At 65.2% G+C, this 16,089-nt stretch carries 12 protein-coding genes; 5 read left to right on the forward strand and 7 right to left on the reverse strand.

What is annotated here, in order from left to right; genetic code table 11:
* Positions 1 to 4: 4 nt before the first annotated feature.
* Complete coding sequence (locus GAU_RS10485; RefSeq protein ID WP_012683533.1) at positions 5 to 985, forward strand: ABC transporter permease; 981 nt, start codon at positions 5 to 7, stop codon at positions 983 to 985.
* Positions 982 to 1,911 (forward strand): ABC transporter permease, encoded by a 930-nt coding sequence (locus tag GAU_RS10490; RefSeq protein WP_012683534.1) that lies wholly within the window; start codon positions 982 to 984, stop codon positions 1,909 to 1,911. Before GAU_RS10485 ends, GAU_RS10490 begins: the two co-directional genes overlap by 4 nt.
* Here GAU_RS10490 and GAU_RS10495 read toward each other — a convergent pair.
* Entirely contained in the window at positions 1,877 to 4,729 is a 2,853-nt protein-coding gene (locus tag GAU_RS10495; protein WP_012683535.1) for a hypothetical protein, read from the reverse strand. The two genes, GAU_RS10490 and GAU_RS10495, sit on opposite strands and share 35 nt — an antisense overlap.
* A gap of 72 nt (positions 4,730 to 4,801) precedes the next feature.
* Here GAU_RS10495 and GAU_RS10500 point away from each other — a divergent pair, with 72 nt between their 5' ends.
* Together GAU_RS10500 and GAU_RS10505 are read left to right on the forward strand one after the other, a co-directional pair.
* Entirely contained in the window at positions 4,802 to 5,515 is a 714-nt protein-coding gene (locus GAU_RS10500) for a VTT domain-containing protein (protein ID WP_012683536.1), read from the forward strand.
* A 57-nt stretch (positions 5,516 to 5,572) separates the two neighbouring features.
* On the forward strand, positions 5,573 to 6,178 hold the full coding sequence (locus GAU_RS10505; RefSeq protein WP_012683537.1) for a superoxide dismutase: 606 nt from the start codon (positions 5,573 to 5,575) through the stop codon (positions 6,176 to 6,178).
* Positions 6,179 to 6,256: 78 nt separating this feature from the next.
* On the opposite strand, the gene GAU_RS10510 is transcribed toward GAU_RS10505, so the two are convergent.
* The 5 genes from GAU_RS10510 to GAU_RS10530 form a co-directional block, all read right to left on the reverse strand.
* On the reverse strand, positions 6,257 to 7,138 hold the full coding sequence (locus GAU_RS10510) for a sulfite exporter TauE/SafE family protein (protein WP_012683538.1): 882 nt from the start codon (positions 7,136 to 7,138) through the stop codon (positions 6,257 to 6,259).
* A gap of 78 nt (positions 7,139 to 7,216) precedes the next feature.
* Positions 7,217 to 7,942 (reverse strand): YIP1 family protein, encoded by a 726-nt coding sequence (locus GAU_RS10515; protein WP_012683539.1) that lies wholly within the window; start codon positions 7,940 to 7,942, stop codon positions 7,217 to 7,219.
* Positions 7,939 to 9,897, reverse strand: coding sequence for a biosynthetic arginine decarboxylase (gene speA, locus GAU_RS10520; RefSeq protein ID WP_012683540.1), 1,959 nt, complete (start codon positions 9,895 to 9,897; stop codon positions 7,939 to 7,941). The genes GAU_RS10515 and speA overlap by 4 nt, the downstream gene beginning before the upstream one ends.
* 125 nt (positions 9,898 to 10,022) lie before the next feature.
* Positions 10,023 to 10,814, reverse strand: a complete 792-nt coding sequence (locus tag GAU_RS10525; protein WP_012683541.1) for a TIGR00266 family protein — start codon at positions 10,812 to 10,814, stop codon at positions 10,023 to 10,025.
* A complete protein-coding gene (locus GAU_RS10530; protein WP_083765582.1) occupies positions 10,814 to 13,840 on the reverse strand; it encodes an alpha/beta hydrolase family protein in 3,027 nt (1,008 codons plus the stop codon). Before GAU_RS10530 ends, GAU_RS10525 begins: the two co-directional genes overlap by 1 nt.
* A 119-nt stretch (positions 13,841 to 13,959) precedes the next feature.
* Here GAU_RS10530 and GAU_RS10535 point away from each other — a divergent pair, with 119 nt between their 5' ends.
* Positions 13,960 to 14,574 carry a DUF502 domain-containing protein gene (locus GAU_RS10535; RefSeq protein ID WP_156798984.1) on the forward strand — a complete coding sequence of 205 codons (615 nt, stop codon included), beginning with the start codon at positions 13,960 to 13,962 and terminating at the stop codon, positions 14,572 to 14,574.
* Positions 14,575 to 14,580: 6 nt separating this feature from the next.
* On the opposite strand, the gene GAU_RS10540 is transcribed toward GAU_RS10535, so the two are convergent.
* Positions 14,581 to 16,071: a hypothetical protein gene (locus GAU_RS10540; RefSeq protein WP_012683544.1), complete on the reverse strand. Its 1,491-nt coding sequence runs from the start codon at positions 16,069 to 16,071 to the stop codon at positions 14,581 to 14,583.
* Positions 16,072 to 16,089 lie beyond the last annotated feature (18 nt).

Raw genomic sequence — 16,089 nt, forward strand, 5'->3', positions numbered from 1 at the left:
TGCCGTGCGCCGATTCTCGCTGCGCGTCTTCGATGCGCTCGTGCTGCTCTGGCTCGTCATCACGTTCACCTTCGCGCTGATCCACCTCGCGCCGGGTGATCCGGCGACGTTGCTTGTGGCGCCCACAGCATCGGCCGAAGAAACGGCGCGATTGCGAGCACAGTTCGGGCTGGATGCCCCGCTGCCGATCCAATATGCGCGCTGGGTGGGCGGTGTGCTGACCGGTGACCTTGGCGAGAGTCTCACGCGCGCGATCCCGGTCACCACCGTCATCGCCGAAGCGCTGCCGGTGTCATTGTTTCTGGGCGGCGTTTCTGTGCTGCTCACGTTCCTCGTAGGCACGATGTTTGGGGTCTGGCAGGCCCTGCGTGCTCGTGCGCTCGCCGATCGGCTGCTTTCCGTGGTGGGGACGGTGCTGTATTCCGCGCCGAGTTTCTGGCTGGCGCTGGCGCTGGTCACCCTGTTCACGTCGGGGGCCGTATGGCTGGAAGCCCCGGCCTGGCTCCGTTTGCCGGCGTTTGGCATGCAGGACCCGGGAGCGGTGGAATCGACCTGGTCCGATCGATGGCGCCACGCGGTGTTGCCGCTGATCGTGCTCAGCGTTCCCGGCATTGCGGGTGTGACCCGATATGCCAGGCAGAGCTTTCGCGACGCCGCACTCGCTCCTCATGTGACAAGTGCCGTGGCGCGCGGTCTGTCCGCGCCGCGCGTGGAGTGGCACCACATCGTGCGCAATGCGCTCACACCGCTGGTGGTGCTGTTCGGGCTCACCTTGCCGGGCGTGATCGCCGGTTCGGTTTTTGTGGAGCAGGTCTTTGCGTGGCCCGGTCTCGGGCGCACGATGCTCACCGCCATCGCGGGTCGCGACTACCCGGTCGTTCTGGGCCTCACAGTGGTGTATGCGGCGGCAGTGATTCTTTCGAATCTGCTCGCCGACACGCTGCTGTGGTGGCTGGATCCGCGGCAGCGGGAGTCGGCCCGATGACGAGATCGCGCAACGCCAGACACATGCTCGCGGCCCTGCGCACTGCGGATCGCCGCGTATTGTTTGGCGGCATCACGCTGACCGCGATGGTCGTGTTGGCCATCATCGTGCCGTTGTTTGCCCCGGCATCGACCGGCAGCATCGGTGATGTCATTGCCACACGACTGGTGCCACCACTCGGCCGTGATGCCTTGGGGCACTGGCATCTGTTGGGCACCGATGCCTTCGGTCGTGATCTGTTCGTGCGCCTGTGGGTGGGCGCACGCATCTCGCTCGCGGTCGCGGTGGCGGGATCGGCGCTGTCCGGTGTCATCGGCATCGCCCTCGGCGCAGTGGCCGGTTGGCGTGCGGGCTGGTTCGATCGCGTGATCTCGGCGGCGGGCGATGCACTGCTGGCCATCCCGCGTCTCGTGTTGCTGCTGGTGATCGCCGCGCTGTGGGGCCCTGGCCTCTGGGTGGTGATCGTGGTGCTGGGGCTCACCGGATGGATGGCGGTGATGCGCCTGGGCCGTGCCGAGGTGCAGCAGGTCCGTCAACAATCGTACGTGGAAGGTGCCGACGCGCTGGGGGTGCCGTCGTGGCGGGTACTCGCCCGGCATGTGTTGCCCAATGCCGTGGGGAGCGCCACGGTGGCGATCACGCTGGGTGTGGGCAATGCCATCGTGCTCGAGAGTGGTCTGTCGTTCCTCGGTCTGGGTGTGCAGCCACCCACAGCCAGTTGGGGCAACATGATCGCCGGCGGCCGGGAATGGCTGCTGACGGCACCATGGATTGCATTGACACCGGGCCTGCTGCTCATCGCCACAGTGGTGGCTTGCACGATGCTTGGCGAAGGGCTCAGCGAGTCACGCACCACGAGTGTGCGTGACGATGACACCCGCACCATCAATCTCAGTGATCGAGGTCGTCTGCGCGCCGCACCCTGAGCGTCATCACGTCACGGGGCGCCACCTGCAATGCGATGTGTCGGCTGACCAGCATGCCCTCGGTGGCACTGCCACGCACGGCATCTTCGGGCCCCAAAAGCGATTCGTCGAGACGGCAGCGCGACACCTGCCATGGTCCGGAGTCGGGCAGTTCCCATGCCCCCTCCGCGTGGTGGTCCGACAGATTCACCACGCGCAACACGATGGCCTGTTCGTCGACCGACGAGACGGTGACGGCCGACGCTTCGAGCGATGCACCGTGCAACCGAGGACCGGCCTGACAGACCGTGCCAGCATCCGACTCGTAGTCGGGCCACGACTCGCCGGTGAGCGGCAGCAACACATCGTCGGCGGCATCACGAATGCCGGCAATGGTATGCTCATCCCACCCGCCAGACAGGAGCAGCGCGACTTGTGCCCGAAAGGCTCCCGCGGCCTGTGCTGCCGGAACAGGAGCCGGCCACCCCGCATGACCGGGCCGCTCCGGCAAGTCGGCGCGCGACAATGCGCCCACCGCGCGCAGCAGTGTCAGGGCCATGCGCGAAGCCCCGACCTCATACTCGGCCAGGCCATCGGCAATCATCACCGCACTGGCCGCAGGCGCAACATGCGCCACCCAGCGATGCATCGGTTCACCAGCGGGTACGGTCTCCACCAATGTGTCCGTGCGTGATTCGGCGGGCGGTGGTGTTTGGGTCGGCACACGAGGCGCCATCCCTCGATGAACCGGCCCGAAGGCGGCGTCGGCCATCACGGCACCCGACGCGATGTCGGTATGCCACACGAATTGCAGACGGTGATCACGGCGCGTATTGCGGCCGCGCACCTGACAGCGCAGCAATGCCTCACCGGCCTGCAATGACACCGTGGTATCGGCGCGGATATCACCAGCGGCCGATCGCCATGCGATGCGCACACTCCCACGCAGTGGACCCTCTTCGACGAGGTCACAGCGCGTGGGAATCAGGACCTCTGTCACGCCGCGGAGTGCGGGGGTGTAGCTGTCGCCAACATCCTGACGCGATTCGAGTGTGAGTAGCTGTTCGAGGTGCCGTGCACCGTGACGCAACGACAACCGCAGTCGGGAGCCGCGCAGCCCCCTCTGGTCCGCATCATCGAACACGGCCTGCAGCGAGACGATGGAATTGTCGATCAGGATGGTGGTCGTTGCGCCATCCGTGTGTGACCGAGTGTGTACCAGGGATGGCATCGAGGTGTGCTCGTTGCCATTGGGCGGTGCCGACAGATCCTGCAGCGCCACCCCCCATGCGGGCATCGGTGGCACCCACACCAACGTGCGCTGGCGCCGTACGAGGTCGTTGTCCGGATAGTGCTGGGGTGACTCCCGTCGACGGTACTCGGCAGCCACCGACACGGGCTGCATCAGCCAGCCTGCCGCGGTGAGTGCCGGCGTCCCCGGGAGCACCACAGGCATGGAGGCATTTCCACTGCCCGGCCCTACGGGTACGTCACCCACGACCTCGATGAGATCGACCACCGCCACACCACCACGCGGGCGGGCGCTTCGATTGCGCAATACCAGCCGCCGCCAGTCGAATGTGGCCACGCGACGTCGCGCACTCACGGCATCGTGTCCCATCACCAGATGCAACGCGGCCTCACGCAGACCGCGACCGGCGCTCGCCACCTGCTCCTGCCGATGGTCCATCGCACGGGCCACTTCATCGATCGAACACCCGCACAATGTGTCGTGCGGATGGGTCTCCAACAACGTTTCCCATGCGTGGTGCAGCAGGTCGGGAAGCTGCACCATGGTGATACGTCCATCGGACGCCGCCGTCGACCGGTCGGGCCGTTCGTGCGCCTGAAGCCGAGCCAGCGCCAACCACGGTTCCACATCGCGCAACAGTCCACGCTCGAGACGTGCGTTCTGTCGTTTCTGATGCGCACGCGTTGCCAACGTGCCGCCCAAGGTCCACGTGTAGCCGTACGAGTCGCGCAGCTCTCCCTGCGCCGTGGGGATCGGCTCTCTCCGCGCGGCGACGGCGTCGCGGAAATGCGCTGCCCACGACGACAACGAGACCGCGTCCACATGAACGCCAGAACCGGCAGCCTCCTGCAAGACTGCAAGTGCCTGGTCCAGATCGGGCTGTCGAGCGTGATGGTCCGCGCCATTGAGCAGCAGCGTCACCCCGATACGATTCCGCACGGCATACAGTGATGCCAATCGCGCCCATCGGGCCCGCGCCGCCTCGGCATCGACCGGGAGCGCACTGCCGTATTCGTAGCCGTCGGGCGGGAGATGGCAGGTGGCAACATGGTCTCCATTGGGAGCCGCCCACGAGAAGGCGTCTTCCTGCGGCCCATCTTTGCTACCGGCTCCGCGCCACACGACGGCGACCGACAACCCGAAACCGCGGGCAATGAGTGGCATCGCGGCCGGGTGGCCAAAGGTGTCCGGGCAATAGGCCACGGCCGGCGCCGACGTCCCCAGCGCCGTCAGCACCCGCCGCCCGGCTTCCAGGTTGCGAACGATGGCCTCTCCCGAGGGGATGAGGTTGTCCCCCAACACAAACCAGGGGCCGGCCTCGATGCGCCCCGCGCTGAGGGCCTGCCGCAGCGCCTCTCGTTGACCCGTCCGCCGAACGAGATAGTCACGCAGGGTGATGGCCTGCCCATCGAGCAGGAACGGTGCTCGGTCGACCGTCGTAGCGGGCGGCAGGAGCAAGGCGTCGATCAACGCGGTCAGCCGCTGAGCAAACCGGTCGACGCCATGATACCACTCACGATCCCAGTGTGTGTGGGACACCACACACACCCGCAGGACGCAGCCCGGAGAGTCGGCAGCAACAGTCACCCGGGCAAGCTACCTTGACGCGTCGCCCATGGGCCAGCCGTCTCCTGCCCCCAAGGTGTTCGGGCCCCGGCCATGGTTGACCACGACATGGCGTCCGTCGAGCTTTCACCCGGCAACGATCATTTCCCGCCCCACACGGATCCGCGATTGGAATTTCTCACCGACTTCTATCATCGACTGCGTGACCTGCCTGCCCTGGTGCAATGGGCGGGCTATGTCGGTCTCACACTGATCATCTTCGCCGAAACGGGGCTGCTGATCGGCTTTTTCCTGCCCGGTGATTCCCTGTTGGTGACCGCAGGATTGCTGGCGGCTGACCCCGCTTTTGGACTCAATGTCTGGCTGCTGGGCGCCATCCTCACCGTGGCCGCCATCGTGGGCGACACTGTGGGGTACAACGTCGGCAAGACAGCGGGTCCCCACATCTTCAATCGCGAGAACTCGCTGTTTTTTCACAAGGACCACCTGCTGCGCGCGCAGGCGTTCTACGAGAAACATGGCGGGAAGACCATCATCATCGCGCGCTTCATGCCCATCGTGCGCACCTTTGCGCCGGTGGTCGCGGGCGTTGGTCGCATGGAGTATCGTGCATTTCTGATCTACAACATCGTCGGTGGCGTGCTCTGGATCTGGAGCATGCTGCTGACGGGATGGATCCTGGCTCGCACTGTGCCCGCCGTGGCGCAGCATGTCGAGAAGGTGATTCTGGTCGTGGTGTTTCTTTCCATCCTGCCGGGCATCATTGCCTGGATGCGGGAACGTGCCAAGTCCAAGGCGGCGGCCTGAGGTCGTCGTTGCGTCGTCGCAGTCCAACTTCGTTTATACCACTCTGGAGATTCTGAGATGGCTCATACCCTGCCCGCGTTGCCGTACGCGCCCGAAGCGCTCGAGCCGCACATCGACGCGCAGACGATGAACATTCATCATGGCAAGCACCATCAGGCGTACGTCACCAACCTGAATGCCGCCATCGAAAAGGCACCGGAGCTTGCCTCCTGGTCGTTGGATGACCTCTGCCGTCGCATCAACGAAGTGCCGGAAGCGGTGCGCACCGCCGTGCGCAACAATGGCGGCGGACACTGGAATCACTCGCTCTTCTGGGAACTCATGGCGCCGAAGGCCGGCGGTGAGCCGACGGGTGAGCTGGGCGCCGCCATCACCAAGGCGTTCGGTTCGTTCTCCGCATTCAAGGAGCAGTTCCAGGCGGCTGGCATGGGCCGCTTCGGCTCCGGCTGGGCGTGGCTGGTCTCCACCGATGGCGCGCTGTCCATCGTGAGCACGCCGAACCAGGACAACCCACTCATGGAAGGCAAGCACGCCCTGCTCGGCGTGGACGTGTGGGAACACGCCTACTACCTCCACTACCAGAACCGTCGCGCGGACTACCTCGGCGCCTGGTGGAACGTGGTGAACTGGAGCGCGGTCGCGAAGCGCTACGCCGCCAAGTAAGGCACTCACGTCGTTGCGAAGGCCCCCGTCTCCTGTGCGAGACGGGGGCCTTCGTTTTGTACTCGTGTCAGGTGGTGCTCAGGCCGCGGCGGGCGTGTCCTCGGCCGGACGACGGGAACTCTGCAACAGCGTGAAGGCGGTGTACGCCACGACAATCACCACCAGCCACCGCAGCGCCGTGAGCGGCAGTGATTTCACAATGAACGCGGCCACCAGCACGGCGGGCACACCACCGATGATGATGCTGACCACGGCGCGCAGATCCACCTTGCCGAGGCGCAGGAAACGCGCCGATGCCATGGGCATGAGGAAAGCGCAGGATCCCATCATGACCGGGAACGCCGCCGCGGGATTCATGCCGAGCAGGGAGACGAGCATCATGCACGGCCCATAGAGGCCGATGCCGATGGTCATCAAGGCGCCGAGCAGGAAGTTGCCGACCAGCGCGATCGCGAGCTTGCCACCACTCACGCCGATGGCGGTGCCGCCACCGGGCAACACATCCAGCGCCTGTGCCGCGGTGAGGGCCGCCGCGGCGGCCAGGCACAGTCCCATCCCGAACTGAATGCGGCGGGTGGGCCACCGCGCCACGATCCCGGCGCCCAACCATGCCCCGGCCACCGCGGCCACGATCATGGCGATCAGCGTGACGGGCTCCACTTCCACCAACTGCGTGTAGATGAACGCCTGCGCCAGGGTGGGCAGCGTGTGTGCCGCGTTGAGCGTGCCGGGAATGAGCGCGTCCTTCACCGTCTTCGTCGCCCGGAACAGCGCCGTTGTGGTCGCGAACGACCCGATGCCCAGTGTGTCAAAAAAAGCCGTCACCACCCCGATGCCGATGCCGACTGGCGTGGGCCGCACCGTCGGCGCCGGCTTCATGGCCCGTACCAGCGTGACGATGTGATACAGTGCGGCGATAGCGAGGCCGGCGAGCAGGAGGCGCGTGGCGTCGAGCGGCATGCGGTGGGAGGGGTGAGGGAAATACGAAGGCGACCGCAGATGCCTCCGCGGTCGCCTCCAACAATCGCGCAGAAACGCTCAGGACGCCAGCAGTCCGGGGATCAACGTCAGCGCCGCACCCAACGCCCAGGCAATGAGCGCCACAAGCGCGCCGGTCGTGCGTTCCACCCGTGCCACGACGCTCACCGCGATCGCGATCAGCACACACTGCCACACGCTGAACACATCGATCGTCATGAGGAAGGTGTGGAGCACGGTGGACGCCGCGTAGGGATCGACAAAACGCGCCGGTCCGAGTGACGCATCGGCCAACGAACGCACATTTGTCGTATCCAGCACAGCGCCCTGTACCGCCGTGGTCAGATAGCCAAACAAACGGGGCGACGAAGAAACCGCCGCGATCGTGAGCGCCTGACCGTACCGCAATGGGGCAGACATGGTCTTGCCGCCCCACTTGATGAACAGGGCGGAAAGCAGAGCCCCGATGGGGATGAACAGCAACGGCGACGCATAGTATGCATACGTCGAGATGTTGCGCGTCATGTTCGCCGCGCCTTCGGGGATGGGCCTGCCCGACTTCGCGGCCAGGGCCATCTGCAGGTCGGCGCCCGCGTCGATGTACGGCTGCACCAGACTGCCGGTTGCCACCACGATCACCAGGCCAACAATCGCCAGCACGAGCAGGTACATGCCGGCCTTACGATCGCGCGTACGGTCGAACACGGCCGCCGGCGACCACAGGACTTCCAGCAGATCCTCGATCACACCGGACTGTTTTGGGGCTGTCGTGGTGAATTCACTCATCGAGCCGCTTCTCCCTCGAGATAGGTGTATCCCTCAAGCCCCGCCACGTAGTCGGCAATGAAGGCGTTGGCCTCATCCCGCGTGAGCAGTGAGGAGCCATTCACCTTGCGACGGAACGTGGCGAGGAGCTGCGATGCGCCGAACTGCACGTAGTTGAGCACCTCGGTCACCGTGTCCCCCTCTACGAGATCGGTGATCTCGTAGTTTCCCTGATCGTTCAGTCGCACATGTACGGCATTTGTATCCCCGAACAGATTGTGCAGATCGCCGAGGATTTCCTGGTACGCGCCAGTCAGGAAGATGCCGAGGATGTAGTCCTCTCCGTCGCGGAACTCATGCAGTTCGAGACTGGACCGGCCGTTCTTCCCCCCCACGAACCGATCGATCTTGCCATCGGAGTCGCAGGTGACGTCCTGCAGGGTACCGCGACGCGCCGGCTCTTCGAGCAGGCGGTGGATGGGCATGATGGGAAAGAGCTGATCGATGGCCCAGCTATCCGGCAGTGACTGGAAGAGCGAGAAATTGCAGAAGTACCGGTCCACCAACGCCGACTCGAGTTCGGGCAGAATATCCTGATAGGTATCAGGATCGGCCTTGGCGATACGATAGGTCGCGTTCATCGTGGCCAGCCACAGCACCTCGGCCTTGGCCAGCCCGCGCAGGTTCAACACACCCGAGTTGAAGTACTGGCGCGCACGATCCTTGTCGAACGATGCGTCGTGGAACACTTCGAGCACCTTGCGCGGACGCGCCGCACGTTCGGTCAGCGTACGCCAGTCCTCGTACATCTCGTGCAGCAACGAATGGTCGTCGTCGTCGAGCGCCGGAATCGGCTGCTCGGCCTGCGACTCCACATCGATCACCTTGATCAGCAGCAGGGCGTGGTGCGCCGTCAGCGCACGCCCCGACTCACTGATGATGTGTGGCATCGACAGCTCGGCTTCACGGCACGCTTCGGCGATGGTGTACACGACGTCGTTGGCGTACTCCTGCAACGTGTAGTTCACGCTGGCGTTGTTCGTGGAGTTGGTGCCGTCGTAGTCGATGCCCAGTCCACCACCCACGTCCACGTGCGTGATATCCACACCCACGGCGCGCAGCTCGAGATAGAACCGCGCCACTTCCTGCAGCCCCGACTTGATGAAGCGGATATCGGTGATCTGGCTGCCCAAGTGGAAGTGAATGAGCTTGAGAATGTCGAGCCGATTGGCTGCCTGCAGCTTGTCGATGAGCTTGATGAGCTCCGCCGAGCTGAGACCGAACTTGCTCTTCTCACCACCACTCTGCGCCCAACGTCCGGCGCCTTCACTGGCCAGCTTGATACGCACGCCACAGGTGGGCGTCACGCCCAGCTCATCGGCCACTTCGAGCAGCACATCGAGTTCACTCACCTGCTCGAGCACGATGAACACCGTGTGCCCGAGCTTCTGCCCCATGAGGGCCAGACGCATGAACTCGTGGTCCTTGTAGCCGTTGCAGACGATGAGATGCTCGGTGCTGTGTGACAGCCCCAGCACGGCCTGCAACTCCGGCTTGGAACCACACTCGAGTCCCACGCCGTGTGTCTTGCCGAAGCGCACGATCTCTTCGACCACATGACGTTGCTGATTCACCTTGATCGGATACACCGTGGTATACCCACCGGTGTATTCGAATTCCCGGATCGCCGCCCCGAATCGTTCACTCAGCGTTTCGATGCGCGAGCGCAGAATGTCGGAGAAGCGCAGCAGGATGGGCAACTGCACGCCCTGCCCTTCCAGGTCGGCCGCGAGATCGCGCAGATCCAGCGTGCGATTGGGGTGCCCCGGATCGGGGCGCACGATCACATGACCGCGATCGTTGACGTCGAAATAACCGGCGCCCCACCCTTCCACGTTGTAGAGGGTGCGCGCGGATTCAAGCGACCACGGCTTCGGTGGCGCGGGTTCGACGATGGGCTGAGTGCGAGTTGCCATAGGGGCGGAAAGCTAGACGGTTCGCATCGGCGGGGGGAGCCGCCGGGGCGAACCGTCAGAGAGACCGTCAGAATTGTGACACCGCGAGCAGCGGTGTCAGAGGCCGACTGCGCCTCCGCTGCGCCTCAGTTGTCACCATCCAGCAACCGGCCAAGCCCGCCGAGCGCCGAGCCTTCTTCCCGCCCGCGCCCGCCGGCCCGCGGTGACGCCGCGATGATGCGATCGGCCAGCCGTGAGAACGGCAACGTCTGCAGGATCACACGCCCCGGTCCGGTCAGGCTGACGAAGAACAATCCTTCGCCACCGAACAATGCCGTCTTGATGCCTGGCACACGCTGGATGTCGTAGTTCACCGTCGGCTGGAAGGCCACCAGGCAACCCGTGTCCACGCGCAGTTGCTCGCCCGGCGCCAGATCGATGGCGTGCAGTGTGCCAGAGGCGTGCAGGAAGGCGAGCCCATCGCCCTGCAGCTTCTGCAGGATGAAGCCTTCCCCACCGAAGAAGCCCGCGCCAATGCGCCGCGTGAACGCCACCGAGATGTCGATCCCACGTGCCGCACAGAGGAACGAGTCTTTCTGCGCCAGCACCGTGCCGCCCCAATCGCGAAGATTGAGCGGCACGATCTTGCCCGGGTACGGCGCCGCGAAGGCCACGTCGGATCGACGGGCCCCCGCATTGCCAAACAGCGTGACAAAAAACGAGTCGCCGGCCAGCACCCGTTTTCCGGCGCCCACGAGTTTGTCGAACAACGAACCACTGCGCGCATTGGGATCGAGGGTCGTGGCCATCGTGATCCCTTCGCGCATGAACATCATCGCACCGGCCTCCGCGAACACCGACTCACCCGGATCCAGCGTGACGATGACTGCCTGCAAGTCATCGCCGATGATCTGGTAGTCGATCTCGTCTGCCGCCATTACCTGCCTCCGTTGCTCCCGTTGGGTTCCCCGGTGGGCGTAATCGTCCGCACCGGCTGTGGCGCCATCTTCACCTGATCGCGGCCTTTCTCCAGATAGGGAATGCCACGCACCATCCATGACGGGGCATCGGCCCCCTGAAGTTTCACCGCGAAGAAATCCTGCATCTTCTGGTCGATGTCCTTCTGGTTGGCGCGCTTGGTCGGATTGTGCTCATCGCCGTTGTACACGAGCATGTACGCTTCCTTCTGCAGGCGGCGCATGGCCACATAGAACTCGATGCCCTGGTACCAGGGTACGGCGCCGTCGTTGTCGTTGGCCATGAACAGCACCGGCGTGGTCACCCGATCGAGGCGGAACAGCGGTGAGTTCTCGATGAACCGCTCGGGGTACTGCCAGAGCGACCCGCCGATGCGGCTCTGCGTGTGCTCGTACTGGAACGCGCGCGCGAGCCCCGACGCCCAGCGGATGCCACCGTACGCGCTGGTCATGTTCACCACGGTGGCGTTGGGCACCGCGGCGGCGAACATGTTGGTCACCGTGACCAGATACGCCGACTGGTAGCCACCCCACGACTGACCGGTGATGCCGATACGCTTGGGATCGACAAACCCCTTCTGGATCAGCGACTGCACACCGGGGATGATCGACTTGGCCGCGCTCGGCCCGGGCTGACCATCCGTGTACACGATGTCCGGCATGAACACCACATACCCCAGCGAGTTGTACACCAGCGGATTCACCGTATTGCGGCCACTCGGCGCCTGATACCCGTGCAGCCCGTCGGTGAGTTTCTCGTAGTAGTACACCACCATCGGGTATTGCTTCGACGCGTCGAAGTTCTCCGGCTTGTACAGCAGACCGCGCAACGGGATACCGTCACCATTGAACCACGACACCAATTCCACCGTACCACGCGGATACTGGCTGTCCTGTGGATTGGCGTTGGAGATCTTGGTGGTCTGCGCGATATCCGAACCGGTCCACAGATCGGGGAACTCACGATACGTGCTCTGCGTGAGCAGATACTGCTCGGCATCGCGGGCCTTCTGCAGGCCGGCATAGTTGCGATCGCCCATCACGATGCGCTCGGGGCGGCTGTCCACGCCGAGCTTCTCGCGCCAGAAGCCGCTGGCCTTGGTGAGCGAATCCACCGCACGCAGCAGGAGCGGCGTGTTCACGTCGATGAAGGGATCGTCACGATCGAGGTTGACCACGCGGAACGTCATGCCCCCACGACGCCCTTCGCCTTCAGTCAGGTTGCGCGGCGCGGCCACACCACTCGGATCGACTTCCCAGATGTCGAAGCGATCGTAGATGAGGACGCGCTTGTCGCCCGTGGTCCAGCCGCCGATGCCGTACGGAGGCGGCACATCGGGCGAATCGAACTCCTCATCCTGGAACTTGACCGGCAGCTTGTCCGTGAGGTTCACCCGCTTGCCCGTGGCCGTGGCGTACGCCTGCCACTGCCCGTTTTCGAACCAGATCGCATAACCGGCGCCCGGTGAGAGCTGCACGTTGCCATCGAGCTTGCGGCCGATGAGCGTGCGAGCACCGGTGGTCGGGTCGATCATGTACGCATCGCTGGCGCCTTCACCCCAGAACTGGGGGATGGCGTATTCGAGCGCATTGATGCCGAGGACCCGCTTGCCGTCGTTGCTCACCGTGACGCGGATGCTGTCGTTGGCGAGCTGCGCCCACTTGTTGGTGGCCAACGTGTAGAGCGCCGTGAACGTGCGGTTCCGGTCGCGGGTCGCGTTGAGCTTCTGCTGCGGCTGCGTCTGTGCGTCCTGCCAGTGCCACAGATCGTAGACGGCCTTTTCGGCGAGGGAATCGGCCGGAATGGAGTCGAACGGCACGACGCCGATGGAGAACGTCAGTGCACTGCCATCGCGCGTGAACTCCACCGGACCACGGTCCGCGATCAGCAGCCCGGCCTGCACATCGGCCGACGTGACCAGCTTGCGCGTGGCAATCGTCTTGCCCTTGGCCGGTGCCAACGACGCGTGGTACAGCGCGAAGCGCGGCTGCGCGGTGCTGTCACCAAGATCGGAAACGAGCGCGAGCTGCGTGCCGGCGCGATCGAAGGCGAGGCTGCGGTAGGTGGCCGCACCGGTGAGCAGCGAGGTGACAGCGCCCGTCGGCAGCGCGCGCACAAACGCGCCGTTGTTGGCGCCATCGCGCGTGGTGACGGAATAGGCCAGCCACTTCTCCCCTTCATCGAACGTGAAGTTCGTCACGCCTTCAATGCGGGTGTCGGTGCCGTTGGACAGATCGCGCAACACCAGCGTCGTACCGTACTCACGCCGCGGACGGCCAGTCGAGTCGGTGCGGGCCGCACCGCCGGCATTGGCCCCCGCGCCCGCACCCGCGGCCCCACCACGCGCGGCGGTGGTGTCTTCGAGCAGGTAAGCGAGAAAGCGACCGCCCCGTCGTGCGAGTTGGAAGGAGCGCACGTTGCTCACCCGGGTCACGGCCCCATCGGCCGTGTTCAGGATGCCGAGCGCCGTGCGTGGTGGCGTGCTACCACGACGACGGCGCGCGCCATCCACGTCGGCACGGGTCGGATAAATGAGGAACGCCACCACACGGGAATCGGCGCTCACCTGCGCTGCCTGCGCCGTGAAGTTGGCCGGACCGGAGGCACCCGCCTGCAACTGCGGACGTCCGGTGAAGCCTCGTGGCGCGCGATACTCGGTGGTGCCACTCGTGGCCCGCACCACCAGCTCGCCTTCACCCACCACGGGGCTCAGGGTGTACACGGCCCACTTGCCGTCGTTGGACAGCGTGGACCCACCGATGGTGCGCCACTCGTCGTAGGTGTCCTGCGTGATTGGCTTCTTGCCAGCCGGCAAGGGTGGCGGCGTCCATCGGCTCACCGCCGTGTATGGATTGGCCGGCTGGGCGGCCAGCGCGAGCGGTGAGGCCACCAGCGACAGCGTGCTGCCGATGGTGAGCGCGGCAAACGCGGAACGGACACGCGTGCCTGCAGGAGAGGTCGAGGGGTGCATCGCTGTCGATCGCATCGGAGCGGGTGCAGACGTGAGAGGGGCGGACTGGTCGCGCGCGGGCCCGGTGCCCAACTTGGAACCGGAACATCTACAACTCTCTAGACTAACGGCGCGGCCCCCGCCGCGTGAGGAGCATGATGCGGCGGTTGCTTGGCTATTTCGTGCGTGGACTGGTGTTGCTGACCCCCCTGGCCGTCACGATCTGGGTGTGCTGGATCGTGTTCACCAGAGTGGATGGCTGGCTGGGTCTGCCCGTCCAGGGCGCTGGCTTCGTGGCCACGATCGTACTGATCACCGCCGTCGGTTTCCTGGGTTCGAACCTGCTCACCCGCACCCTCGTCTCGGGGTTGGAGAGCATCATGACGCGGCTCCCCTTCGTGCGGCTGCTGTACGGGTCGACGAAGGATCTGCTCAATGCGTTCGTGGGCGAGAAGCGGCGCTTCGACAAGCCAGTCATCGTGAGCATCACCCCGGATGACCGGGTGCACCTCATGGGATTCGTGACCCAGGAATCGCTGGCTCACCTCGACCTCGAGGACCAGGTGGCGGTCTACTGCCCGCACTCGTACAACTTCTCGGGCCAACTGTATGTGGTGCATGCCAGCAAGATCCGACCGCTGGATGTCGCCAGTGCCGATGCGATGGCCTTCGTGGTGTCCGGCGGCGTATCGGGGCTGGTGACAGGTGGTGCGGTGCCGGCAGCACCGGCGGAATCGCGGCGCGTGGGAGCTGGACCACACGAGGCCTGAACCGCTTCAGGTGAACCAATGCGCCAGTGCTGGACGGGCCGCCTTGGCCTGGAGGGTCCAACTATGCGCACGCCGGGCATCGCCAATCCGTCCAAATAGCTGGACCAGCCTCACGATCGGAGGGGCGAATCGTTCCTCCACGGTTGGCGCCTCCGAAGACCGCACCCGTTGTTCGATTCTGTCGATTTCCTCAGCGAGCAGCGCCCGGACCAGTGCGCGGTACGACGCGTCCCCCTCGCTGAGGGCCGCGCGAAAGCGTTCCGCGTTGGGTAGGTCGGGCGCCTGTTCCCGAACGCCGACCGCGTCGGCGAGACGGCCCTCATCCTCGAGCAGGTGCACGAGCCGTTCCCGCGCCGCCCGGTGCCGGGGTTCGAGCAGCAAGGTGCGACGCAACGCGTCCTCCGCGCCTCGACTGTCACCGGCCGCCAGCCGCGCCGCGCCGAGTGAGCTCAGGAACAGGGCAATGTCCGGCTCCAACGCCACGGCGCGCTCCATCGCTTCAACGGCTTGCCCCCGACGACCGGCCATGCCGAGCCAGATACCGTGGAACCGATGTCCCTCCGCATACGACGGGTCGTTGCGGACGGCTCTCGCAAATTCATGACCGGCACGGGTAAAGTCGTCGTCCAGGTAGAGAGCCTGCACCCCGAAGTGCACATGTGGTACGGCCAGTGTCGGGTCGAGCGCCAACGCTTCATGACTCAACGTGATCGCCCGTCCGAACTGTTCGTCGAATGGCGTCAGCAGACCACGCCGCGCGGCGACCGCATGAAAATTGGCCAGACCGGCGACCGCCGGAGCAAAGGTCGGATCGAGTGCACGGGCTTGTTCGAAATACTCTCGACATTGCAACAGATCCTGCGCGGTACCACCATGCGCGGCGCGAAGAAACAGGTAGTGGACTCGTGCTTGCAGACTCCAGGTATCGGGAGCGTAGGGGCGGCTCACGTGAGCCACCCGCTCTATCGCCCGTACGGCGCCGCGCGTGTTGGCCTCACGTTGATCCGTCGCCGCCTGTTGCCATAGGGCGCGAAGGCGAGCACGCTCATTGGCCAACCATCGGTCGAACGCCGCCGCGCCGCGCACATGCAGGCCATGGAGCGGCTGCACGCTCTCCCCCGACAAGGGGCCGTTGTCGAGACCCAGCAGTCCATCGCGCTCGAGATCGTGGACGTCGCAACTGAGCAACGCCGGATTCACGCCGATCAACTGATCGCCGACCGAGAGGATGGCCGCTTCCCCGAGGCGCGAGCGCACGCCGTGCAGCGCGTTGCGCAAGCCGCGGCGCGCAGTGGCCGCGTCCACGTTGGGCCAGAGCAAGGCCATGAGGACCTCACGCGCCTGTAGCCCACGTGGGCGGGCCAGCGTCAGATAGCAGACCAGCGCGAGCTGCCGTGGCTGCGTGACGAGTGACGACCACACCGTCTCACCGTGTGCCCGAACGGCGACCGTGCCAAGTGCGGCGAGACGAAATGGAGGAGCCGGGATCGCGGACACCGTCTGATCGTGCGGGCA

It is taken from the genome of Gemmatimonas aurantiaca T-27 (genome assembly GCF_000010305.1).
GTDB lineage: Bacteria > Gemmatimonadota > Gemmatimonadetes > Gemmatimonadales > Gemmatimonadaceae > Gemmatimonas > Gemmatimonas aurantiaca.